Origin of the sequence: Ruminococcus sp. D54t1_190329_F1 (assembly GCF_015551645.1) — a bacterium.
GTDB classification, from domain to species: domain Bacteria; phylum Bacillota; class Clostridia; order Lachnospirales; family Lachnospiraceae; genus Blautia_A; species Blautia_A faecis.
The window spans coordinates 78,332-100,309 of record NZ_JADNDC010000012.1; the positions used below are offsets into that span (position 1 = coordinate 78,332).

Sequence of the window (21,978 nt, forward strand, 5' to 3'; positions counted from 1 at the left end):
GCCTATCCTCTTCATCCTTTTAATTAGTTTATGCTGTAAATGTGCCTTGACAGAACTGTTATTATCTGGTAAAGTGGGATAGAAATCCAAGCGAAATACTAGGAAATAGAAAAGTACCTAAGGAGATAGATGAAATAACCCTTTCCCGGGAGTCTTTCATATCGAATTGATACCAATAAACCAGGAGGAAGAAAAATGGGAAAAATGATATATCTGGATAATGCGGCTACTACCAAGACCGCTCCGGAAGTAGTAGAAGCAATGCTTCCTTATTTTACCGAAATGTATGGAAATCCATCCAGCATTTACGACTTCGCATCCAAGAGCAAAGAAGGCGTCAGCAAGGCAAGAGGCCAGATCGCAGATGTACTTGGTGCCAAGAAAGAAGAAATCTATTTCACAGCTGGCGGTTCAGAGTCTGATAACTGGGCACTGAAAGCCACCTTTGAAGCATATAAATCCAAAGGAAACCACATCATCACAACCAAGATCGAGCATCATGCAATCCTTCACACCTGCGAATATCTTGAGAAAGAGCGCGGAGCGAAGATCACTTATCTGGATGTAGATGAGAATGGTATTGTGAAGCTTGACGAGCTTGAGAAAGCTATTACACCAGAGACGATTCTGATTTCTGTTATGTTTGCGAACAATGAGATCGGATCTATCCAGCCGATCAAGGAAATCGGTGCAATTGCCAAAGAGCATGGCATCCTTTTCCACACAGATGCAGTACAGGCTTTTGGACAGGTGCCGATCAATGTAGATGAGTTAGGAATTGATATGCTCAGCTCCAGTGGACATAAGCTGAATGGACCGAAGGGAATCGGTTTCCTTTATATCCGCAAGGGTGTTAAGATACGTTCCTTTGTACATGGTGGAGCGCAGGAGAGAAAGCGCCGCGCAGGTACAGAGAATGTTCCTGGAATCGTAGGTTACGGCGTTGCTGCAGATCGTGCAGTCCGCACTATGAAAGAACGTACAGACAAAGAGATTCAGGTAAGAGATCATTTCATTGAAAGAATCCTGAAAGAGATTCCGTATGTGAAATTAAATGGTGACCGCACCAAACGTCTTCCGAATAATGTAAATGTAAGCTTCCAGTTCATCGAAGGAGAGTCCATGTTGCTTATGCTTGACAATTATGGCATCTGTGCATCCAGCGGTTCCGCCTGCACATCAGGCTCCCTGGATCCGTCCCATGTACTTCTGGCTATCGGACTCCCACATGAGATTGCACATGGTTCCCTGCGTATGACCTTAAGCGAGGAGACTACCATGGAAGATGCTGATTTTGTAGTAGATAAGCTGAAAGAAATCGTAGCTTACCTGCGATCAATGTCTCCATTATATGAAGATTTTATAAAAAAACAGTAACTGTTCAGTACCTTCACAGTTACACGTTTCGCGATGCACAGAAATCATGCTTTGCATGATTTCGCGCCGACATTCTCGGGTTTTCTGTGAACTACGTTCACAAAAAACACCTCGCGGAATAGTGCCTGCTGAATAGTTAAAAAAAATAAAAAATTTGATTAAAACACTTGCCAGGAGGAAAAAAAGATGTATAGTGAGAAAGTAATGGATCATTTCCAGCATCCACGTAATGTTGGAGAAATAGAGAATGCAAGCGGTGTCGGTACAGTAGGAAATGCCAAATGCGGCGATATTATGAGAATTTTCCTGGATATCGATGACGAGACACATATTATCAGAGACTGCAAATTCAAAACCTTCGGCTGCGGTGCCGCAGTAGCAACCAGCAGTATGGCTACTGAGATGGTAAAAGGTAAAACTATTGAGGAAGCCATGAAGCTTACCAACAAGGCTGTTATGGAGGCTCTTGACGGACTTCCGCCAGTGAAAGTACACTGTTCTCTTCTTGCAGAGGAGGCTGTACATGCTGCACTGTGGGATTACGCACAGAAGCATCACATTGAGATCGAAGGTCTGAAGAAACCGAAGTCTGACATTCACGAGGGTGAAGAGGCAGAGGAAGAAGAGTATTAATAGTTACTGCGAACTGCAGTAATTATAAAGTGTCGTCATCGATACAAAAGAATAATATTTTTTACAGGAAACCGAATCCTTAAGCAGATTTATTTCGTTACAGATAAATAGGTGGTAAAGATGAGGCAGACCGTAAAGAGAATTCATCAGGGCGGATGTTATCATCTGCCCTATTTTAATACAATGGCACGAACGGTTTTTTGACCTTTTGACACTGGTATCATACAATGGGAAAAAGAGTAAAACGGAAACATCCTTAAATAAAACATAAGAATGAAGGAAGTAACGATGACAGGACTGACAAACGAACAGGTACAACAAAGAATTGAAGAGGGGAAAATCAATGTCAATGAGAATCCCAACACAAGGAGCTATAAGCAGATCGTAAGGGAGAATGTGCTTACATTTTTCAACTTTCTGAACCTGGCTCTGATGATTATGGTATTGCTGGTTGGTTCCTATAAGAACTCCATGTTCATGGGAATTATTGTGATCAATACGGTGATCGGAATCATCCAGGAAGTGCGTGCGAAAAAGACGCTGGATAAGCTGGCTATCCTTACAGAGAGCAAGGCAGTGGTCTTGCGTGAAGGGAAAAAATGGTCCATTTCCACGGAGAAGCTGGTTCTGGATGATATCCTTTTTCTGAAAACAGGAGATCAGGTGCCCGCAGATGCCAGGGTGCTTGAGGGCAGTATTGAGGTCAATGAATCCCTGCTGACAGGAGAATCTGACAATCTTCAGAAAAATGAAGGGGACGAGCTTTTTTCTGGAAGTTTTGTTACATCCGGAGAGGCCTGCTGTCAGGTTATCCATGTAGGTAAGGACAATTATGCTTCCCAGATCACCAGCGAGGCAAAGGAATTTAAACGTCATAATTCCGAGTTGCGCAACTCTCTGAATGCGATTTTGAAGACCATCAGTGTGATCATAGTTCCTATGGGAATGCTGCTGTTTTATAAGCAGTATTATATTGCTGGAAACGGAATCAGAGATGCAGTAGTTAATATGGTAGCAGCTGTCCTCGGAATGATCCCGGAGGGACTGGTGCTCCTTACCAGCGTGGCGCTGACGCTTGGTGCGCTGACGTTAACCCGTAAGAATACCCTGGTGCAGGAATTGTATTGTATTGAGACTCTGGCGAGAGTGGATACCCTCTGTCTGGATAAAACCGGAACCATCACAGCCGGTACTATGTGCGTGGAACAGGTACAGCCCTATGTGGAAGGGATGGAGATCAAGGCTCCGGAAGCAGAAAATGAGAATATAAGCGAAAGTACAATAAATGGAACAGCGAATCAAGCTCAGAAAGTTCCAGAAATGGCAGCTGCAGAGGCGCAGTCTGAAGTATCCGTGGTTGCGGCACAATTGCAGATAGGAGTTGTTATGGGAACTACTGAACAGCTGTCAGCACAAGATTCACAGGGCAATGTCAATACTGATTTAGCCATCAGCGGCGCCCAGCCAGAATTGACCATGGGTGAGATCGAACGTGTCATGGCAAACATGATGTCCGTTTTAAAGGACAAGAACGCCACCGCAGATGCACTCCACAAACGCTTCTCCAGAAGAACGGACATGCCGGTAGATCATTGCATTCCGTTTTCCTCAGATCGCAAATACAGCGGTGTAGCCTTTAAAACAGAAGGAACTTATCTGATGGGTGCTGCCCAGTTCCTTTTCCCGGATGGAAATGAAAACTTGATCAAGCAGTGTGCTGCTTATGGAAAAGAAGGCTTACGTGTTCTGGTGTTGGCGCATAGCCCAAACCTGAATCGGGAGAATGAGCTTCCGGAAGGGTTAAAGCCGGTTGCGTTATTTATGCTTACTGACATTATCAGGGATAATGCCCCTGAAACTCTGGCATTTTTCAAAGACCAGGGCGTAGATCTGAAAGTGATCTCCGGTGATGATCCTGTGACTGTTTCTGCCATTGCAAAAAAAGCAGGCCTGGAGAATGCAGATAAATATATTGATGCCACCACTATCACCACACCGGAGGATATGGAGCGTGCCGTTGCAGAGTGTTCCGTATTCGGCCGTGTAACTCCGCAGCAGAAGAAAGAGATGGTGCTTGCCCTTCAGAAACAGAAGCATACAGTTGCCATGACCGGTGACGGTGTGAACGATGTTTTGGCACTGAAAGAGGCAGACTGCAGCGTGGTTATGGCAGAGGGAAGTGATGCTGCCAAGAACATTGCAAATGTAGTGCTCATGGATTCCAATTTTGCCGCTATGCCGGAAATTGTGAACCAGGGACGCCGTGTGGTGAACAACATCCGTACCGCAGCCTCCATGTTCCTGATCAAAACTATTTTCTCTGTGCTGCTGTGTCTGATCACTATTTTCTGGGGCGATAGCTATCCGTTTGAGCCAATTCAGATGTCCCTGATCAGTGCCTGCGCAGTGGGTATCCCAACCTTCCTGCTCGCCCAGGAAAACAACTTCAACAAGATTGAGAGTGGTTTTCTGCGTTATGTATTTATGAATGCATTCCCAGCAGCAGTCACCATTACGGGATGTGTATTTACCATTATGCTGGTCTGCCAGAACGTTTACCATAGCAATGTAATGCTGAGTACAGCCTGTTTCCTGGTAACCGGATGGAACTACATGGCAGCTTTGAAGACGGTATACGCGCCTCTAAGCAGGTACAGGAAAATCATTATTTATGGTATGCAGTTCATTTTTTTCTTCGCAGCCGTATGTGTGCAGAACCTGCTGGCACTTGGCTCCCTGGAATTCGGAATGATCATCCTGGTATTTATCCTGATGACCTTCTCTCCGGTTGTAATCGAAGTTATCACAGAATGGTGCAGATCTTTGTATAACAAGGCACATGAGAAGGAAAAGAAAGGAATTATTTCTCTGTTTTTGGAGAAAGTGCAGAAATAATGACTGACCTGATCTTGAGTGGCAATCAAAAATAATACCTCAAGCTGAATTTGAAAAGAAACGCAAAAAATGCTTCATCGCTTGTTATGACGATGAGGCATTTTTTTAACATGCTCTAAAAGCCGGGCTGATTTCTTCTGCCGGGTATGGAAAAACAGGGCTTCGTTATAACTTTACAAAGTTTGGTTTCCGATCTTTAAATACTGTATAATATTCAAATCCACATTCTTTCAGCACCTGCGCAGCCCTATCAAAAGCGTATCCTATTTTATCCGGTGTATGCGCGTCAGCACCAATGGTGATGATTTCGCCCCCTAGTTCTTTATAACGCCGGATGATATCCGTACATGGGTTTGGCTCTCCAAGACCGTAGTGATAACCGCCGGTGTTGACTTCCAGTCCTACATTTGTGTCTGCCAGTTTTTTCAGAATCGCATCCAGAATGTTCCGATATTTTTTATAAGAATAAAACTGGTTTTTGTTTGGACCGTAGCGGACAATATAATCCAGATGTCCATAAGTGTCCATTTCATGAAATGCATCCAGATTCTCCAGAATGGATTCGAAATATTCAAGGTAGGCCTGTTCCTCGTTCCTGCTCTGGAAAAATTCCGGGTAGTAGGGGTCGGCACCGTGGACTACGTGAGAAGAACCAATCACGAAATCGAAAGGATATTCTTTTAAAAGATTGTGAAAATATTGTTTAAGATGAAGCTGCAAACCGATCTCAATACCGAAATGGATGTGAATCTGATTCTTGTAAGTCTCTTTCAGTTCGTTGAGTTTAGTGTAATAGGCGGGAATATCCAGGGCAAATTCCAGGTCATCCGGAGTTGGTGGATAGTCTGGATCCAGATGCTCTGTAAAGCAGATTCCCTTAAACCCCAGTGCAATGGCCTGGCGGATCATATCCGCAGTGGGAGTGCCGGAATCTGCGGAAAATTCAGAATGCATGTGGCAGTCCCACAAAACTCCGGGAGAGTTGGAAAGTATTTTCATAATAACCTCCTTATAAGTTATAAACCAAGCAAAGTATTTTAAAAATATATTTTCTGTAAATATAAAGATATATTTTATGGATAAGTGTACAGCGAAGGAACATGTGAAAAAAATTCTTCCTACACGAAAAAGAAAGGAAAAAACGTGCATAAATGCTGCCGCTGTGTCATAAAAGGGACTTAACGGTCTCATTTGAGAGCAGTATATCATATCAGAGAATATTTGTGGTAATTTGCCTGTTATTTTTTTGAAAATAGGCTTGAATTTTTGTTCGGAATTAGGTACAATACGCTATAGGTTGATGTTTCTTTCACAAAGATTGAAGCACTCACATAATTTTTACCATTTAATTCATAGGAGGAATTTATCATGGCAGTAAAAGTTGCAATTAATGGTTTTGGACGTATTGGTCGTCTTGCATTCCGTCAGATGTTCGGTGCAGAAGGATTTGAAATCGTTGCTATCAACGACTTAACATCTCCTAAAATGCTCGCTCACTTATTAAAATATGACTCAACTCAGGGAAGATATGCTCTTGCAGATACAGTAGTAGCTGGAGAGGATTCCATCACAGTTGACGGAAAAGAAATCAAAATTTATGCAAAAGCTAACGCTGCTGAGCTTCCATGGGGAGAGATCGGTGTAGACGTAGTTCTTGAGTGTACTGGATTCTATACATCCAAAGACAAAGCTCAGGCTCATATCGATGCAGGTGCTAAACACGTTATCATTTCCGCTCCGGCTGGAAACGACCTTAAGACAATCGTTTACAATGTAAATCATGAGACTCTTACAAAAGAGGATCACATCATTTCCGCAGCTTCCTGTACAACAAACTGCTTAGCTCCAATGGCTAAAGCACTTAATGACCTTGCTGCAATCAAATCCGGTATCATGTGCACAATCCACGCTTACACAGGCGATCAGATGACACTTGACGGACCGCAGAGAAAAGGCGATCTGAGAAGATCCCGTGCAGCTGCAGTTAACATCGTTCCGAACAGCACAGGTGCTGCTAAAGCAATCGGTCTTGTTATTCCAGAACTGAACGGCAAACTGATCGGTTCCGCACAGCGTGTTCCAACCCCAACAGGTTCTACTACAATCCTTACAGCAGTTGTTGAAGGAAATGTAACTAAAGAGCAGATCAACGCAGCTATGAAAGCAGCTTCTAACGAGTCCTTCGGATACAACGAAGATGAGATCGTTTCCAGCGATATCGTTGGTATGAGATTTGGTTCCCTGTTCGATGCTACTCAGACAATGGTTCTTCCACTTGAGAATGGCACAACAGAGGTTCAGGTTGTTTCCTGGTATGATAATGAGAACTCCTACACAAGCCAGATGGTTCGTACAATCAAACACTTTGGTAAACTGCTTAACGCTTAATCAGAAGCAGAGTAGGGTTTTCAAATGCTGACAAGCCATGGCCTGACAGCATATGAATAAGACTCAGAGAAGGGTCCGGTCTGAATAGGACCGGACCCTTTTGTCTGTATAAAAAGTTAAATTTTATAAGGAGGCATAACAAGATGCTGAATAAGAAATCTGTTGATGACATCAACGTAAAAGGCAAAAGAGTCCTCGTAAGATGTGACTTCAATGTACCTCTGCAGGACGGTAAGATTACAGATGAGAACCGTCTGGTAGCAGCTCTTCCTACAATCAAGAAGCTTGTTGCAGATGGTGGAAAGATTATCCTTTGCTCTCACCTTGGAAAACCGAAAGGAGAGCCGAAACCGGAGCTTTCTCTTGCACCTGTTGCTAAACGTCTCACAGAGCTTCTCGGACAGGAAGTGAAATTCGTTCCAAGCCCGGTTGTTGTAGATGACACTGTAAAAGCAGCAGTAGCTGACATGAAAGACGGCGAGATCATTCTTCTTGAGAATACCCGTTATCGTGCAGAAGAGACTAAGAACGGTGATGAATTCAGCAAGGAACTTGCTTCTCTTTGCGATGTATTTGTAAACGATGCATTTGGTACCGCTCACAGAGCACACTGCTCTAACGTTGGTGTTACCAAATATGTAGATACAGCTGTTGTTGGATATCTGATGCAGAAAGAAATCGATTTCCTCGGAAACGCTGTAAACAATCCTGATAGACCATTCGTAGCAATCCTTGGCGGTGCTAAGGTTTCCAGCAAGATCTCTGTTATCAACAACCTTCTTGACAAGGTGGATACTCTGATCATTGGTGGTGGAATGTCCTATACATTCTCCAAGGCTATGGGCGGACACATTGGTGTTTCCCTTTGCGAGGATGATTATCTTCAGTATGCATTAGACATGATGAAGAAGGCAGAAGAAAAAGGCGTTAAGCTTCTTCTTCCGGTTGATAACAGAATTGGTGATTCCTTCTCCAATGATTGCAATATCCAGGTTGTAAAACGTGGTGAGATTCCGGATGGATGGGAAGGAATGGACATCGGACCAGAGACAGAGAAACTTTTCGCTGACGCTGTAAAAGATGCCAAGACAGTTGTTTGGAACGGACCGATGGGCTGTTTCGAAATGCCGAACTTCGCTCATGGCACAGAGGCTGTTGCCAAAGCTCTTGCTGATACAGATGCTACAACTATCATCGGTGGTGGTGATTCCGCAGCAGCTGTTAACATCCTCGGCTATGGTGACAAGATGACACACATCTCCACAGGTGGCGGTGCGTCTCTTGAATTCCTTGAAGGAAAAGAGTTACCTGGTGTAGCAGCAGCTAACGATAAATAAATAGAGCACTTAATGAAAGCAAGCTGTAAGCGCAGCTTGAATTATGTGCGAATTTGGTTCGAAGGAACTTAATGAGAGCAGGCTAACGGCGCAGACCAGCTGACTTTCATATATGGTGATGCCGCCTGCCGGCGACATGTCCGTTTAGTGAATCGAACTTCCTTATCATACAAAAGGAGATATATAAAATGTCTAGAAAGAAAATTATTGCCGGAAACTGGAAAATGAACATGACTCCAAGTGAGGCAGTTAAATTAGTAGAAACTTTAAAACCATTAGTAGCAAACGATGACGTTGACGTAGTATTCTGCGTACCGGCTATCGATATTCTTCCTGTAGTTGAGGCTGCAAAAGGCTCCAACATCCAGGTAGGTGCTGAGAACATGTACTTCGAGGAGAAAGGTGCTTTCACAGGCGAGATTTCCCCGAACATGCTTACAGACGCTGGTGTTAAATACGTAGTTCTCGGACACTCTGAGAGAAGAGAGTACTTCGCTGAGACAAGCGAAACTGTAAACAAGAAAATGCTCAAAGCATTTGAGCACGGAATCACTCCAATTATGTGCTGTGGAGAGACTCTTGATCAGAGAGAGCAGGGTGTAACTATGGACTTTATCCGTCAGCAGGTTAAAGTTGGTTTCCAGAACGTTACAGCTGATCAGGCTAAAACAGCCGTTATCGCTTACGAGCCGATCTGGGCTATCGGAACTGGCAAAACAGCTACAACTGAGCAGGCTCAGGAAGTTTGCGCAGGAATCCGTGCTTGCATCGCTGAGATCTATGATGAGGCAACTGCAGCAGCAATCCGCATCCAGTACGGCGGATCTGTAAACGCTAAGACAGCTCCGGAGTTATTTGCTCAGGCAGACATCGACGGAGGTCTTGTAGGCGGTGCATCCCTGAAACCAGAGTTCGGCGATATCGTAAACTATAACAAATAATAAAATAATAGCTAATTTTTAGCTAATGTGTCCAAGCGAGAAGTAATTAAACGCCCCTAAACACAAGGATGATTGGTAAATATTACCAATTGAATTGTGGGTAGGGGCGTTTTATAATTTACCTACTATCACCTTTTGGTATCACTTTTGGAAGGAAAAATCACTGTCATTCAAATAAGCAGAAATAATGAAATTAGGTATCGTTATTACGAGGCCGATTTCATAAATGTCCATATAAGTTGTTAAATGCCTTTAGACGCTGATAGCTAGAGCATTTAGCGGATTTCCGACTTGGATAAAACTCTATATAAATTCATGTAATTTTTTGAAAAATGGCCCACTTTGTGGCCTACTAACTTTTGATCGAAGTCCTAATATGGTAAGAAGAAGCGCCTGTAGGAACGCTTCTTTTTTTCTGTACAGGAAAGACCGCCTGTGGTGCGCTGCTGAATTTAAAAATGCCCGCACGGAGGCGGGCATGATAACAAGAAAATCCCTGGATTAGAAAATATAAAAATTTTACTCGCCAAATCGTTATCAGATTCTTCATCATTTAGAAGATAATCCATATCTGGAAGTCCATTCTCGTTTCTCCTGCTATATAATATTTTGTAAATCATTTTGCATGGATGTTCGCTGATAATAAGTATTTATGATATCCTGTAAAGTAATTGTATTCATCTTTTCTTCAGTGTTTTTTTGAATTTCATTATAGAATCCCTGCAAGGACAACTGAATATTAATGCCAACGCCACAATCAGGGTTGGTATGAGTATCTAAATGAAGTAGCGGTTTCTCGCCCTCCACTGCTTTATAAATATCCAGCAACGTAATCTGGTCTGCTGGTTTTGAAAGAGAAGGACGGGCATGTCCGGCTACACTGGTCATAAGTTCGGCCTTTTTTAGTTTTAACATGAGCTGGCGTACAAAGCCGGGATTTGTATGGACACTTTCTGCAATTGAGGCACTGGAGAGTGAGTTTTCCTGGTTGATAGCAATCAGAACCATTACATGGACAGTATCGCTTAATTTCGTTGAGTATTTCATGATAAGAAACTCCTTGTAGTATGATATAATGATTTTGGTTTCACGTTTTTGAGGCGAAAATATTTCTGGTTTGTCAAAAACATCCCAAGTTCTCAACAGCTCTTTTTAATGTGTTGAGAAATTGTACATATTTTTTATTTTGATGATTGTAAATAATATAATTACAACTATAATGAAATTTAAAGGAAAAGTCAACATAGTAATAAAACTTACGGAGGATTGTATAATATGCTGATTGTGGACAAATTAAAAGGAAATTTATATACCAGAATCAAAAAACATATGACTAAAAAAATGTATCACCTTTATTATCGTGAAAACAGGGAAGCTTCACAGTCTAAAGAAGAATATGAAGCAAATTTATTAAGAGCATATCGACATTTAGACGCATGCAGATTCAAAAATAAGGGATGGCCATGTCCAACATGCCCAAGTTGCTGTTTTTGTGGAAAAGATTATGAAACTATGACTGAGGTAATGGATTTTGTCCAGGAATGGATAAAAGAGAATCCGGATAAAGCCAGATTTATGAAAATACCAAAATCCTTGCATAAACATTGATTATTATATGATGCGATAAAATATCAACAAAGGAGAACTTATGGAATACAAAAATCAAACAGAAAATCGTGCATTTCAGGAAATGTTGCAGGCAGCAGTAAAACGGCTGCAAAATCGCTCCGGAGAGGATCTTGCTGCAAAAAGTGGGGCTGTTTTTCAAAGCAGCCGAAATGTGCTTGAAGTACAGAGCTTTTACGAAAAGATTGAAATTCAACTCCCTGAGTTTCGTATTAACTCAGACATGGACGAATGGCATTATCTGACATTGCTGCATTATCTGGATATGGCCGATGGAACAGAAGGTTCACAGAAGCTCATTACTTTTGGTAACCTGAAAGATGGATTGATTCGAGGAACCAAGTTTGACCGGACCGCAGAGCAGAAACTGGAAAAGCTTTTGCGGGATAAAGATCCTGAGAAAATTCAGAAAGCATGTAAAAACCTGGGTGCAGAATTTACAGAGACAAAGGCGGATTTGTGTGCTGTTTTTCCAGTTCTGCCAAGATATCCGGTAACTTTAAAGATATGGTTTGCAGATGAAGAATTTCCTGTATCTGGCAAAATATTTCTTCAGGATCATGCCGATCATTATCTAAGTGTAGAAGATGCGGTAACAGTTGGAGAAATTTTGCTGCAAAAATTATCGGAAGCATTTTCTTCCCTCTGATCATGAATCAGAAAACTTTCCAGTCCGGCTTTGATAAATTTGTCAATTGTTGTCTGGATCTGTTTCCAGTCATTACAGTGATTGCGAAGCATCAGTCTGTTGATGGAAAGGCAGCCATTCATTTGAAAATAAAAAACCGATTCTGCCTGTTCAAAGGTTAGGAGGCTGTGTGACATGAGCCAGGTCACATAGCCTTCTTTTGTATTTTCTGCTAATTTTTCCAGAAGAATAGGGGCAATTGCATCATCCAGAAACAGTGCCCTGTATTGTGATTCCATCTGTATTATCTGACAGAACGGATAGGAACAACTTTTTTGATTTAGACAGAATAAATGTTCTACAGTTGTTAACATATCCTGAGTCATATCATTAAAAATATCTGATAATACATCATGGATATCGTAGTAATGAAGATAAAAAGTGCCACGGTTGATTTCAGCATTTTGGCAGATTTCTGTAACTGAAATTTTCGTAAAACTTTTCTGCTTTAACAATTCTAAGAACGTATCTTTTATGGTTTGCCTGGTATAGCGGGTACGGCGATCTTGTTTTCTCGTTTTTTCTGACATTATATACTCCTATATTATTTGGTATCATATGATTCCTCAACAATTTTTCTGATGTGTTGAGTAGCCATACAAATCTCATAGATTGATTATTGTAATTTATATAGTAACAACTATAATGGGATTTAAAGAAAAAGTCAACAGATTGTTCAGAATTTTAGGAGGAAAAACATGGGACATGTAATTGCTGTATCAGGAAAAGGCGGTGTAGGGAAAACAACCCTTTGTGGATTGTTGATTCAATATTTATGTGAAAATAGAAAACATCCGGTTTTAGCTGTAGATGCAGATGCAAATGCGAATTTGAATGAAGTGCTCGGCGTTGAACCTGAGATTACACTCGGAGAACTGAGAGAAGAGATTGAACGTGCAGGAGTTGATCCACGATATCAGATTCCGGCAGGAATGACAAAACAGGCTTATCTGGAAATGCGTCTTTCCGATGCAATTGCAGAAGAAGACGATTATGATTTGATGGTAATGGGGCGAACCCAGGGACAGGGCTGCTATTGTTTTGTAAATGGTCTTGTGCAGACCCAGGTTCAGAAACTGCAAAGCCATTATCCATATATTGTGGTTGATAACGAAGCAGGTATGGAACATATCAGCAGAGGAATCCTGCCAATGATGGAAGTTGCGATTCTTGTAAGTGACTGTTCCAGAAGAGGTGTTCAGGCAGCCGGACGTATTGCAAAGCTGATGAAGGAATTAAACTTTAAACCACAGAAAACCGGATTAATCGTGAATCGTGTTCCAGATGGAAAACTGGATGCCGGAACTCTGGAAGAAATCCGAAATCAGGGACTGGAACTGTTAGGGGTTGTACCACATGATGACCAGGTATATCAGTATGACTGTGCTGGAAAACCAATCATACGGCTTCCGAAAGATTCTCCTGTAAGAAGTGCACTGGGAGAAATTGTAAAGAAGATAGGATTGTGAGTTGGAGGATTGAAAGTTTGAAGATTACAGTATGTGGCAAGGGTGGCTGTGGAAAAAGTACAGTATCAGCGCTGCTTGCCAAAGAATTTGAACGAATGGGAAAGACTGTTCTTGTAGCTGATTCTGATGAATCAAATTATGGACTGCATCGCCAACTTGGTGTAAAGCTTCCAAGGGATTTTACAGAGTATTTTGGTGGTAAGGAGAAAGCTTTTAAAACAATGATGGCAGGAGAGATTCTTGATACTGTGAAGTTGTCTGCATTTGCAAAAAAGTTCTATTCGGAACCATTTACATTGAATGAGATACCCAAAGAATATATTTCACGAAACAATGGCGTGATGCTTATTTCCAGTGGAAAAATACATCAGGCAAATGAAGGCTGTGCCTGCACAATGAATAGTATTTTAAAGCAATTTATCAAACATCTGACGGTAGGAGAAAATGAAGTTGTATTGTTGGATATGGAAGCTGGCGTAGAGCATTTTGGACGTGGTGTAGATAACAGTGTGGATTTAATCTTAATGATCGTAGATCCTTCTTTTGAATCATTGAAATTGACGAAAAAAATCCAACAGCTAGGGGACAGCATTGGGAAAACTGTATTTTTTGTGTTAAATAAAGTAAATGAATTGGTTTTGCCAACAATGTTGGAGTCTATTGACGATCAGAGTAAGGTGTTGGCAGTTATTTCAACAGATACAGAAATCGCAAGAAAGGGATTGGTTGGAGATGAACTAATGATGGAAATTCCGGAAATTCATATGCTTGCAAGGAAAATTTTGAAGCAATAAATGAGAGGAAGTAATAAGAAATGAAAATAGCCGTAACAGGAAAAGGTGGTGTAGGAAAGACCACAATCGCTGCAACTCTTGCAAGATTATATGCAGATGAAGGAAAAACAGTGTATGAAGCGGATGCAGATCCGGATGCGAATCTGGGACTGGCACTAGGTTTTTCAGAGGAAGAACTGGCAGAGATTATACCAGTCAGCAAAATGAGAAAGCTGGTGGAAGAACGGACCGGAGCGGATAAAAGCAATACATTTTACAAAATCAATCCAAAAGTTGACGATATTCCGGAGAGATATTCGAAATTTCGTAATGGTGTCAGATTATTGATTCTTGGAACAGTAGAAACAGCCGGAAGCGGCTGTGTCTGCCCGGAAAATGTAATGCTTAAACGGATCATCAACAATCTTATTCTGCACAGAGAGGATGTTGTGCTGCTGGATATGGAAGCAGGTTTGGAACATCTTGGAAGAGGGACAACAGAAGGCATGGATCAGTTTATCGTTGTGATAGAGCCAGGAGCCAGAAGTGTTCAGACTTATAGAAACGTAAAGCGTCTGGCAGAAGAACTGGGGGTAAAGAAAGTAAGAGTTGTTGCAAATAAAATCAGGGATGTAAGTGATGAAGCATTTGTGAAAGACAGAATACCGGAAAGTGATTTGCTGGGATTTGTTCATTATAATCCGGAAATTATGAATGCAGACAGAGAGGGAGTTTCTCCTTATGATTTCAGCCAGACAGCAGTAGATGAGATAAAAAAAATAAAAGAAAAATTAGGTTAAGAAAATAATAGAATATATACAGGAAAAAGGTGAAAAAATGGGATTTTTTTCAGGATGTATGGATGCCAGAAGCATGACTTCAATTAAAGAAGTTAAATGTCCGAAATGTAGTGCAGATATAGAAGTATTTGTGAGAGATGGAAAAACAGTTGGCGAAAGTGTATGCGATAACTGCGGATATATGATAAAAGAAAACCAGATTGCACAGCTGTAATTTGTAATATTACATCCACTTAACGCAAGAAAGAAGCAGTGATATACTGAAATAAAAGTTATTTATAAAATAATAATAAAAATCTGGAACAATATTGTGTGATTGAACAGTTGCAAAGAATGCAATTGTGGAAGATGAAGAAATTTACGTAAAACAATTAACAGAGTATATCTGGAAATATCAAACGGAAAGGGGAAGATCAATAAAGGTTACGGTATTTGGTATTTGCTGCATCTCGTGCCAAAAACGGTACGAAATAATAACCATGTTATAGTAATGACAACAGGAAATGATACTTTAAAAAGACGAGAGAGTCAAAGGAGGGAAAAAGAGAATGATCAGTGTTGAAATGGAAGATGTTCTGGCGGTATTACAATTATGCAAACCGTATATTATCGGTATTGCTGCCGCACTTGTAATTGGAATCGTAATTATGATCGCATGCCGCAGAATGTCCAGGGACAAAAGATTTCTGATAAGAGGGGAAGCTGCGATCGCAATGGTTCTTGCAGTTGCTGTCTGCGTAAATATGATCTGTTTTGGACCAATGGCTACGTTGATCGGACTGGCAACGGGAAATGGAACTTTAAGTGATGAAACAAATGAAGAAGCTGCAGGAGTAGCAGAAGAGATAATGGAAGACGGAATTGTTCTTCTGAAAAATGAAAGCCTGCTTCCTTTAAATGAAACAAAAAAACTGAATATTTTTGGATGGGAATCTATTAATCCGGCTTACGGAGGAGCAGGTTCCGGTGGAATTAATGATCTGTATGATATTGTCAGTCTGAATCAGGGACTTGAAAATGCCGGATTTTCTATTAACCAGGAACTGGTTGATTTTTATAACAATTATGGTGCAGATAATCCGGAAATGTCTATCCAGAAACAGAGCTGGACATTACCGGAGCCACCTGTAGATACTTACAGTGATGAGCTTATTAAAAGTGCGAAAGAGTATTCTGATGTGGCAGTTGTGGTTCTTTCCAGAAAAGCAGGTGAAGGTCATAATGATATTCCTATGGATGTAAGAAAAGCAGCATATGATAATAATTCTGATGAATATGATGATTTTCCTGAGGGAGAGCATTATTTACAGCTTTCACAAACTGAGAGAGATATGGTGGATATGGTTTGCTCAAACTTTGATAATGTCATTGTAATTTATAATGGAGCAAATCAGTTTGAACTTGGTTTCGCAGATGAATATCCTCAGATTAAATCTGTTGTATGGTGCCCAGGAACGGGAAATGTGGGATTTAATGCACTTGGTAAAGTATTTTCAGGTGAAGTCAATCCTTCCGGAAAAACACCGGATACATTTATTTATGATATGACGACTGCTCCGTGGTGGAATAATGCAGAAAAAACAGAGTATACAAATCTGGCAGATATGGCTGTTGAAGGAATGAACGCAGGAACTGCGCAGGTGTATGCTCCGGCATTTACCAATTATGTGGAAGGCATTTATGTAGGATACAAGTACTATGAAACAGCTGCACAGGAAGGTGCGATTGATTACGACAAGACTGTACAGTATCCATTTGGATATGGCCTGAGTTACACAGAATTTGAACAGAAAATGGGTGAACTGGAGGAAAAAGACGGACAGATTTCTGTAGATGTAGAAGTAACCAACTCCGGAGATGTTGCCGGAAAAGATGTAGTAGAAGTGTATTATAAACCGCCATATACAAATGGAGGAATTGAGAAATCTTCTGCAAATCTGATCGAGTTTGCAAAAACAGATCTGCTTCAGCCGGGAGAATCTCAGACCGTTACAGTTACATTCAGTATAGAAGATATGGCCTCTTATGATGAGAATAATGCAAAAGCGTATGTTCTTGAAAAAGGCGATTATGTGATCTCTATCAACAGCGATTCACACACTGTGCTGGATCAGAAAACTTATACTGCAGATACTGATGTAGTATATGAGGAAGAAAATAAAAGAGTATCAGATGATACTGCAGCAACAAATGTATTTGAAGATGCAAAAGGCGATGTGACATATCTGTCACGTGCAGATCATTTTGCAAATTATAAAGAGGCTACAGCAGAACCGGCATCTGCAGAGCTGGGTGAGCCATATGCTTCTGAATATCATCTGAACAGTAATTTTGATAAGACTACATATCTTAATGATGAGGATGTAATGCCGACAACGGGAGCAGATAACGGACTTACATTAGAGGATATGCGAGATGCTGATTATGACGACCCTCGTTGGGAAAAACTTCTGGATCAGCTTTCTGTTGATGAAATGGCAAATATGATTGCAATGGCTGGTTATCAGACAGCAGCCATGGATTCTGTGGGAAAAGTGGCTACACTTGATTTCGATGGACCGGCAGCAATTAATAACAACTTTACAGGGGTTGGTTCTATTGGATTTCCGATTGAAGTTGTGATTGCTTCCACATGGAATAAGGAACTTGCACAAACCTGGGGTGAATGCATGGGCAAGATCAGTCAGGAAATGGGTGCAGAGGGCTGGTATGCACCAGGAATGAATACTCATAGAACCGCATTTGGTGCAAGAAACTATGAATATTTCTCAGAAGATGGAATTCTTTCAGGAAATATGGGAGCAAAAGCAGTAGAAGGAGCAAGAAAATACGGAGTTTATTCTTACATTAAACATTTTGCTATGTATGAAGGTAATGCCAAAATGGTAAGTGTCTGGTCGAATGAGCAGGCAATCCGGGAAATCTATCTGAAACCATTCGAGATTTCTGTAAAACAAGGTGGAGCAAATGCGGTTATGGTTTCCTGGAGTTTCCTTGGAGATAAATGGACTGGAGAATGCAGTAACCTTATGAATACAGTTCTCAGAGATGAATGGGGATTCAGGGGAATGGCGCTTACAGACTTCTTCCGAAACAATGGTCATGGATTTATGAATGCAGATGCAGCTTTGGCGAATGGAGTAGATGTAATGTTGTCTACATTCAATGGAGAAGAGAACAATGTAGCCAATCCAGAGCATCCAACATCTGTACTTCAGATGAGAAATGCCTGCAAAAATGTCATGTATACAGTTGTAAGCAGTTGGGCTTATGATGGAGAACACGAAGAAACAGGTATGGAAAACTGGAAAAAAGCAGGAATTGGTATCGACATTGTAATAGCACTTTTCATGGCAGGAATGGAAGTACTGGTAATTAGAGGATATAAGAAAAGAAAGAATGCTGAATAAGGATGAAAGTGGGATGGAAAACAATTATGAAACAGTAAAAATTGGTTGAAAAGATGACAATAGAAGAAAAGGCAGCGATCCTCAGTGGAAAAACTGTCTGGCAGACCAGAGAAATTGACAGGTTTTCCATCTCGTGTTGTGCTGCTGAAACAAAGGAAAATGACCGTCTGATTATGAGTGCTGAGGATGTATGGAATGTTTCGCTGACAGCACCAGAGGCGAATATTCTCTTGTGTGCCATTTTTCTGTGAAAAAGAAGGTTTTCCTATGTGCAGAACCGGCAATACACTCAGGAAAAGATAGTCAGCTCTGTGGATAAGAAATTTTTTTGTTTTCACAGTCCTGACAGATGCCATGAAGCATATCTCCGCTGCAATGCAGCCGGAAGCCATGATCTTTATACAAATGCTCTTTAAATTCATCCATAAAGTCACAGTCAAGATGCACAACCTTGCCACATCTGATGCATTTCAGATGTAGGTGTTCTGTGCATTTTTTTTCTTCTCCTGCAAACTGAAACACAGCTTTATCACTGTTCAGATCCGGATATTTGATTACAATATGCTCGGCGCAAAGCTTGTCAAGATATCGGTATACAGTTGTTGTATTTACCTTAATTCCTTCAGTTTTTAAATATTTTTCAATATCAGCCACACTGACAGTGACAGCCTTCTGGGACTTCAAATACTCCAGAATAATCTGTCTTGTTTTTGTAGTATAGGGTTTTCGCTCAGCCATTTTCTTTATTCCTTTCATATGTGCTTTTTTCTATTGTATCTTTTTATTTCTCCTAAGTCAATTATGCTCCAAAAATGCAAATAGTTTGCAAATATTATTGACAGCTGATATTCTATGCGTTATTTTAATAAACGCAAACGATTTGCATTTGTTTTAAGCGGATGAGATAATATGCTTTTGAAATTTTATTTTTAGGCACATCAGGTTTGTGCAGAAAGGATTTTATTATGAGAAAAAAATTATTAACTAGAACAGCACTTGCAGCTACAATAGCACTTGGCATTGGTTCTTTTAATCTGGCATATGCAGCAGAAACTGAGGATACTTCTTCTGGAAAAAAACTAAATGTTATGGCAAGCTTTTATCCTATGTATGATTTTGCAACAAAGGTTGGAGGGGATAAGATTGAGGTTACCAATATGGTACCTGCCTTCTGATTTGACGCAGGATGCATGGATAAATGTAACAGGTACATATCACTATGACAAACATAAAGGGATGGAAATTACTGTCACTGATATAGAAGACGCAGAGCCGTCAGAAGAGGAATATGTTTATCCTGCTTATTAAACAGAGATAGCTTGATTCAAGAAAACTATTTATAAGGTATATATTTTGCTCCATCAGAATGTTTGAAACAGAGCTTTGGGGCCTTTTATCTATCATTTATTAACTCCGGAAATAGAAAATAATTTTGTGTAAATGCAAACTATTTGTATTATAGATGCTGGCGCGGGACAGAAAAAAATGCCGTTACTGTTCACTCCGTTCACAGTAACGCGCTTCGCGATGCACAGAAATCATGCTTTGCATGATTTCGCGCTGCAACTCTCGGGTTTTCTGTGAACTTTGTTCACAAAAAACACCTCGCGGAACGTTACCAGTGAACAGTATCAAAATGCCAACAATATTTGCAAATAATCTGCAATTTACATTGACCAACATCGAATAAAAGCGTACAATGCGATATTGGCAGAAATATTAATCTGGAAGGAGAAAATAAATTCAATGAAATTTTGTCTATCTCATAAAAAATATCTTTTAGCTGGCATTTATATTATCTGTGTTATATTTACCTGTTTTAATGCCAGATTCTATCACACTCCTCTGGCAAAAATATGTTTTGTATCAGAAATGGAAACCATGAGCAGAGAAGGAACCAGAGGTGCAGAAGAACACTATTATACTCAGAAAATTACAGCCCGGATATTGAACGGTGCATATAAAGGTAAAGAAATTACACTTTCTAACGAATACACTTCTTCACAGGTTCAGACGCAGAAATACCATAAAGGAGATACGGTACTTCTGAATGGGTCAAAAGACAGACCTGGAAAAACTATACGTTCTGTAAAACGTGACATCTATCTGGTCGTACTGGTGGGTGGTCTGATTATTCTTCTGATCTATATTACGAGAAAACAGGGGGGTTATACGATCGTATCAGTGATACTGAATACATTGATTTTTGCGTACGGATTTCAACTGTTGGGAGATGGAAAGAATATTCTGAGAATATGTAATGTAATTGCACTTCTTTTTTCGTTGACTACATTGATCTGTCTGAATGGAATTCACAGGAAAACATGGGCTGCTGTTCTTTCGACTTTATGTGTTCTTTTCCTGATTATGATGCTGTTTGATTTTTCTATTCACAGGTATGGAGATTTAGATTATTCTAATCTGGAATACCTTGGAAGCATGAGTAATTCAGCCGACATATTCTGGACAGATATTATGCTGACAGGGCTTGGAGCGATTATGGATGTAACAGTCACTATAAGTGCAGCAACTGGTGAAATTGTTCGCAAAAATCCATCAGTTTCTATAAGAAAGCTGATACATTCGGGAAGGGAAATCGGATATGATATTATGGGAACCATGATAAATGTACTGCTATTTGTTCTTGTAAGTGGCATGATTCCAATGTTTATTCTTAAAATGAATAATGAGATCAGATTTATAACGCTTGTAAGATATCACATTCCATATGATATCTGTCGCTTTCTGATAGAAAGTATTGGAATAGTGTTGGCAATACCAGTATCTGTTTTAATTGCTTCGATTATTATGAAAATACCATCACTGAAAAGGAGTGGAAAATAATGATTCTTTTTCTTACATTAGTGCTGCTTTTTTTGATGATTACAATTGGAGGAGAACGTGGAGCTGTTTCAATCATGGCACTGGCAGGTAATATTATTATTCTGTTTTTTTCGGTTATATTGATGTCAGCTGGTTTTCCCGCACTGCTTCTGATACTGGCGGCAGGAGCAGGTGTCTGTTATAATTCTCTGTTTTATCAGAATGGAAATAATGTCAAAACGCGAGCTGCCTTTCTGGCTACACTGTTTGTAATGCTGATTCTGTTTATTCCGATTTTTGCTATTACGTGGAGAACAGGAAGCTATGGCTTAAATGAACTTCAGATTTCAGAAGAGGATTTTATGTACTATTACAACACAGATATCAGTATTAATATGCTTCATGTGGCTGTTTTTGTAAGTGTTTTCAGCACTCTGGGAGCTGTCATTGATACTGCACTGTCTGTGACGTCATCTGTGTATGAAGTCTGGACTCATAAAAACAGTCTGGTAGAGAAAGAACTTACTTCAACAGGGTATCAGGTGGGAAAAGAAATTATAGGCACAACAGTAAACACGTTGCTTTTTGCATATCTTGGAGGGAGTATTTTATTGTTTTCCTATGTGCAGACACAAAAATATAGTCTGGAAATCATTCTCAATTCCAGATTCCTCTTTCAGGATGTTGCGATTATGCTATTTGGTGCTATTGCCTGTCTTGTTGCAGTTCCAGTATCAATTAAATGCATTATCTGGCAGATCAGACATATTAATCCAGATAAAAAGCAATTAAACGCTTAAATTACATGGTAATCAGAA

General features: G+C 40.4%; 21 protein-coding genes and 1 pseudogene. 18 read left to right on the forward strand and 4 right to left on the reverse strand.

Annotation, left to right across the window (positions count from 1 at the left end):
* The first annotated feature begins 195 nt into the window (after positions 1-195).
* The 3 genes from nifS to I2D69_RS07450 all read left to right on the forward strand — a co-directional run bounded on the left by nifS (position 196) and on the right by I2D69_RS07450 (position 4,905).
* On the forward strand, positions 196-1,377 hold the full coding sequence (gene nifS / locus I2D69_RS07440; protein ID WP_195379681.1) for a cysteine desulfurase NifS: 1,182 nt from the start codon (positions 196-198) through the stop codon (positions 1,375-1,377).
* 186 nt (positions 1,378-1,563) lie between these two features.
* Entirely contained in the window at positions 1,564-2,010 is a 447-nt protein-coding gene (gene nifU / locus I2D69_RS07445) for a Fe-S cluster assembly scaffold protein NifU (protein ID WP_118580961.1), read from the forward strand.
* Between the two features lie 288 nt (positions 2,011-2,298).
* Positions 2,299-4,905 (forward strand): cation-translocating P-type ATPase, encoded by a 2,607-nt coding sequence (locus I2D69_RS07450; RefSeq protein ID WP_187565774.1) that lies wholly within the window; start codon positions 2,299-2,301, stop codon positions 4,903-4,905.
* A 165-nt stretch (positions 4,906-5,070) separates the two neighbouring features.
* On the opposite strand, the gene I2D69_RS07455 is transcribed toward I2D69_RS07450, so the two are convergent.
* Positions 5,071-5,904, reverse strand: coding sequence for a histidinol-phosphatase HisJ family protein (locus I2D69_RS07455; RefSeq protein WP_195379682.1), 834 nt, complete (start codon positions 5,902-5,904; stop codon positions 5,071-5,073).
* 369 nt (positions 5,905-6,273) lie between these two features.
* On the opposite strand from I2D69_RS07455, the gene gap reads away from it, so the two are divergent.
* From gap to tpiA, 3 genes are all read left to right on the forward strand, one after another.
* Positions 6,274-7,293 (forward strand): type I glyceraldehyde-3-phosphate dehydrogenase, encoded by a 1,020-nt coding sequence (gene gap / locus I2D69_RS07460; protein WP_117851616.1) that lies wholly within the window; start codon positions 6,274-6,276, stop codon positions 7,291-7,293.
* A gap of 143 nt (positions 7,294-7,436) precedes the next feature.
* Entirely contained in the window at positions 7,437-8,630 is a 1,194-nt protein-coding gene (locus I2D69_RS07465) for a phosphoglycerate kinase (RefSeq protein ID WP_118580955.1), read from the forward strand.
* 188 nt (positions 8,631-8,818) lie between these two features.
* Complete coding sequence (gene tpiA, locus I2D69_RS07470; RefSeq protein ID WP_118580952.1) at positions 8,819-9,571, forward strand: triose-phosphate isomerase; 753 nt, start codon at positions 8,819-8,821, stop codon at positions 9,569-9,571.
* Positions 9,572-10,168: 597 nt separating this feature from the next.
* Here tpiA and I2D69_RS07475 read toward each other — a convergent pair.
* Positions 10,169-10,618, reverse strand: coding sequence for an Rrf2 family transcriptional regulator (locus I2D69_RS07475; RefSeq protein WP_118580949.1), 450 nt, complete (start codon positions 10,616-10,618; stop codon positions 10,169-10,171).
* 228 nt (positions 10,619-10,846) lie between these two features.
* On the opposite strand from I2D69_RS07475, the gene I2D69_RS07480 reads away from it, so the two are divergent.
* On the forward strand, positions 10,847-11,179 hold the full coding sequence (locus tag I2D69_RS07480; RefSeq protein WP_118580946.1) for a nitrous oxide-stimulated promoter: 333 nt from the start codon (positions 10,847-10,849) through the stop codon (positions 11,177-11,179).
* Between the two features lie 40 nt (positions 11,180-11,219).
* Positions 11,220-11,846 carry a DUF3786 domain-containing protein gene (locus tag I2D69_RS07485; RefSeq protein ID WP_173771571.1) on the forward strand — a complete coding sequence of 209 codons (627 nt, stop codon included), beginning with the start codon at positions 11,220-11,222 and terminating at the stop codon, positions 11,844-11,846.
* Here the strand turns inward: I2D69_RS07485 and I2D69_RS07490 are convergent.
* The gene (locus tag I2D69_RS07490; protein ID WP_173771572.1) at positions 11,768-12,415 is read right to left on the reverse strand and encodes a TetR/AcrR family transcriptional regulator; all 648 of its coding nucleotides are present in this window, start codon (positions 12,413-12,415) and stop codon (positions 11,768-11,770) included. The two genes, I2D69_RS07485 and I2D69_RS07490, sit on opposite strands and share 79 nt — an antisense overlap.
* 168 nt (positions 12,416-12,583) lie before the next feature.
* Between I2D69_RS07490 and I2D69_RS07495 the strand changes: the two genes are divergently transcribed.
* From I2D69_RS07495 to I2D69_RS07520, 6 genes are all read left to right on the forward strand, one after another.
* Positions 12,584-13,354, forward strand: coding sequence for an AAA family ATPase (locus I2D69_RS07495; protein WP_195379683.1), 771 nt, complete (start codon positions 12,584-12,586; stop codon positions 13,352-13,354).
* A 17-nt stretch (positions 13,355-13,371) separates the two neighbouring features.
* Positions 13,372-14,148, forward strand: a complete 777-nt coding sequence (locus tag I2D69_RS07500; RefSeq protein ID WP_195379684.1) for an ATP-binding protein — start codon at positions 13,372-13,374, stop codon at positions 14,146-14,148.
* Between the two features lie 20 nt (positions 14,149-14,168).
* Positions 14,169-14,927: a carbon monoxide dehydrogenase accessory protein CooC gene (locus I2D69_RS07505; protein WP_195379685.1), complete on the forward strand. Its 759-nt coding sequence runs from the start codon at positions 14,169-14,171 to the stop codon at positions 14,925-14,927.
* 37 nt (positions 14,928-14,964) lie between these two features.
* Entirely contained in the window at positions 14,965-15,141 is a 177-nt protein-coding gene (locus tag I2D69_RS07510; protein WP_173715635.1) for a hypothetical protein, read from the forward strand.
* 334 nt (positions 15,142-15,475) lie between these two features.
* Positions 15,476-18,337 carry a glycoside hydrolase family 3 C-terminal domain-containing protein gene (locus I2D69_RS07515; protein WP_195379686.1) on the forward strand — a complete coding sequence of 954 codons (2,862 nt, stop codon included), beginning with the start codon at positions 15,476-15,478 and terminating at the stop codon, positions 18,335-18,337.
* Positions 18,338-18,390: 53 nt separating this feature from the next.
* The gene (locus I2D69_RS07520) at positions 18,391-18,588 is read left to right on the forward strand and encodes a hypothetical protein (protein WP_195379693.1); all 198 of its coding nucleotides are present in this window, start codon (positions 18,391-18,393) and stop codon (positions 18,586-18,588) included.
* A gap of 52 nt (positions 18,589-18,640) precedes the next feature.
* Here the strand turns inward: I2D69_RS07520 and I2D69_RS07525 are convergent, their stop codons facing one another.
* A complete protein-coding gene (locus I2D69_RS07525) occupies positions 18,641-19,075 on the reverse strand; it encodes a transcriptional repressor (RefSeq protein WP_195379687.1) in 435 nt (144 codons plus the stop codon).
* Positions 19,076-19,302: 227 nt separating this feature from the next.
* On the opposite strand from I2D69_RS07525, the pseudogene I2D69_RS20020 reads away from it, so the two are divergent.
* The 4 genes and pseudogenes from I2D69_RS20020 to I2D69_RS07545 form a co-directional block, all read left to right on the forward strand.
* Positions 19,303-19,506: pseudogene (locus I2D69_RS20020) on the forward strand (ABC transporter substrate-binding protein); the annotation flags it as partial.
* Positions 19,481-19,645, forward strand: a complete 165-nt coding sequence (locus I2D69_RS07535) for a hypothetical protein (protein WP_195379688.1) — start codon at positions 19,481-19,483, stop codon at positions 19,643-19,645. The pseudogene I2D69_RS20020 and the gene I2D69_RS07535, both read left to right, overlap by 26 nt.
* Before the next feature lie 438 nt (positions 19,646-20,083).
* A complete protein-coding gene (locus I2D69_RS07540) occupies positions 20,084-21,181 on the forward strand; it encodes a YibE/F family protein (protein ID WP_195379689.1) in 1,098 nt (365 codons plus the stop codon).
* Positions 21,181-21,960 (forward strand): YibE/F family protein, encoded by a 780-nt coding sequence (locus tag I2D69_RS07545; RefSeq protein WP_118580916.1) that lies wholly within the window; start codon positions 21,181-21,183, stop codon positions 21,958-21,960. The genes I2D69_RS07540 and I2D69_RS07545 overlap by 1 nt, the downstream gene beginning before the upstream one ends.
* The last annotated feature ends 18 nt before the right edge of the window (positions 21,961-21,978 follow it).

Excerpts from the sequence above, each read along its gene's own strand:
- gap (WP_117851616.1), top strand. The coding sequence starts at position 6,274 with ATGGCAGTAAAAGTTGCAATTAATGGTTTTGGACGTATTGGTCGTCTT.
- I2D69_RS07520 (WP_195379693.1), top strand. The coding sequence starts at position 18,391 with ATGACAATAGAAGAAAAGGCAGCGATCCTCAGTGGAAAAACTGTCTGG.
- I2D69_RS07510 (WP_173715635.1), top strand. The coding sequence starts at position 14,965 with ATGGGATTTTTTTCAGGATGTATGGATGCCAGAAGCATGACTTCAATT.
- I2D69_RS07540 (WP_195379689.1), top strand. The coding sequence starts at position 20,084 with ATGAAATTTTGTCTATCTCATAAAAAATATCTTTTAGCTGGCATTTAT.
- I2D69_RS07505 (WP_195379685.1), top strand. The coding sequence starts at position 14,169 with ATGAAAATAGCCGTAACAGGAAAAGGTGGTGTAGGAAAGACCACAATC.
- I2D69_RS07490 (WP_173771572.1), bottom strand. The coding sequence starts at position 12,415 with ATGTCAGAAAAAACGAGAAAACAAGATCGCCGTACCCGCTATACCAGG.
- I2D69_RS07485 (WP_173771571.1), top strand. The coding sequence starts at position 11,220 with ATGGAATACAAAAATCAAACAGAAAATCGTGCATTTCAGGAAATGTTG.
- nifS (WP_195379681.1), top strand. The coding sequence starts at position 196 with ATGGGAAAAATGATATATCTGGATAATGCGGCTACTACCAAGACCGCT.
- I2D69_RS07480 (WP_118580946.1), top strand. The coding sequence starts at position 10,847 with ATGCTGATTGTGGACAAATTAAAAGGAAATTTATATACCAGAATCAAA.
- I2D69_RS07495 (WP_195379683.1), top strand. The coding sequence starts at position 12,584 with ATGGGACATGTAATTGCTGTATCAGGAAAAGGCGGTGTAGGGAAAACA.
- I2D69_RS07465 (WP_118580955.1), top strand. The coding sequence starts at position 7,437 with ATGCTGAATAAGAAATCTGTTGATGACATCAACGTAAAAGGCAAAAGA.
- I2D69_RS07515 (WP_195379686.1), top strand. The coding sequence starts at position 15,476 with ATGATCAGTGTTGAAATGGAAGATGTTCTGGCGGTATTACAATTATGC.
- nifU (WP_118580961.1), top strand. The coding sequence starts at position 1,564 with ATGTATAGTGAGAAAGTAATGGATCATTTCCAGCATCCACGTAATGTT.
- I2D69_RS07455 (WP_195379682.1), bottom strand. The coding sequence starts at position 5,904 with ATGAAAATACTTTCCAACTCTCCCGGAGTTTTGTGGGACTGCCACATG.
- tpiA (WP_118580952.1), top strand. The coding sequence starts at position 8,819 with ATGTCTAGAAAGAAAATTATTGCCGGAAACTGGAAAATGAACATGACT.
- I2D69_RS07450 (WP_187565774.1), top strand. The coding sequence starts at position 2,299 with ATGACAGGACTGACAAACGAACAGGTACAACAAAGAATTGAAGAGGGG.
- I2D69_RS07525 (WP_195379687.1), bottom strand. The coding sequence starts at position 19,075 with ATGGCTGAGCGAAAACCCTATACTACAAAAACAAGACAGATTATTCTG.
- I2D69_RS07545 (WP_118580916.1), top strand. The coding sequence starts at position 21,181 with ATGATTCTTTTTCTTACATTAGTGCTGCTTTTTTTGATGATTACAATT.
- I2D69_RS07475 (WP_118580949.1), bottom strand. The coding sequence starts at position 10,618 with ATGAAATACTCAACGAAATTAAGCGATACTGTCCATGTAATGGTTCTG.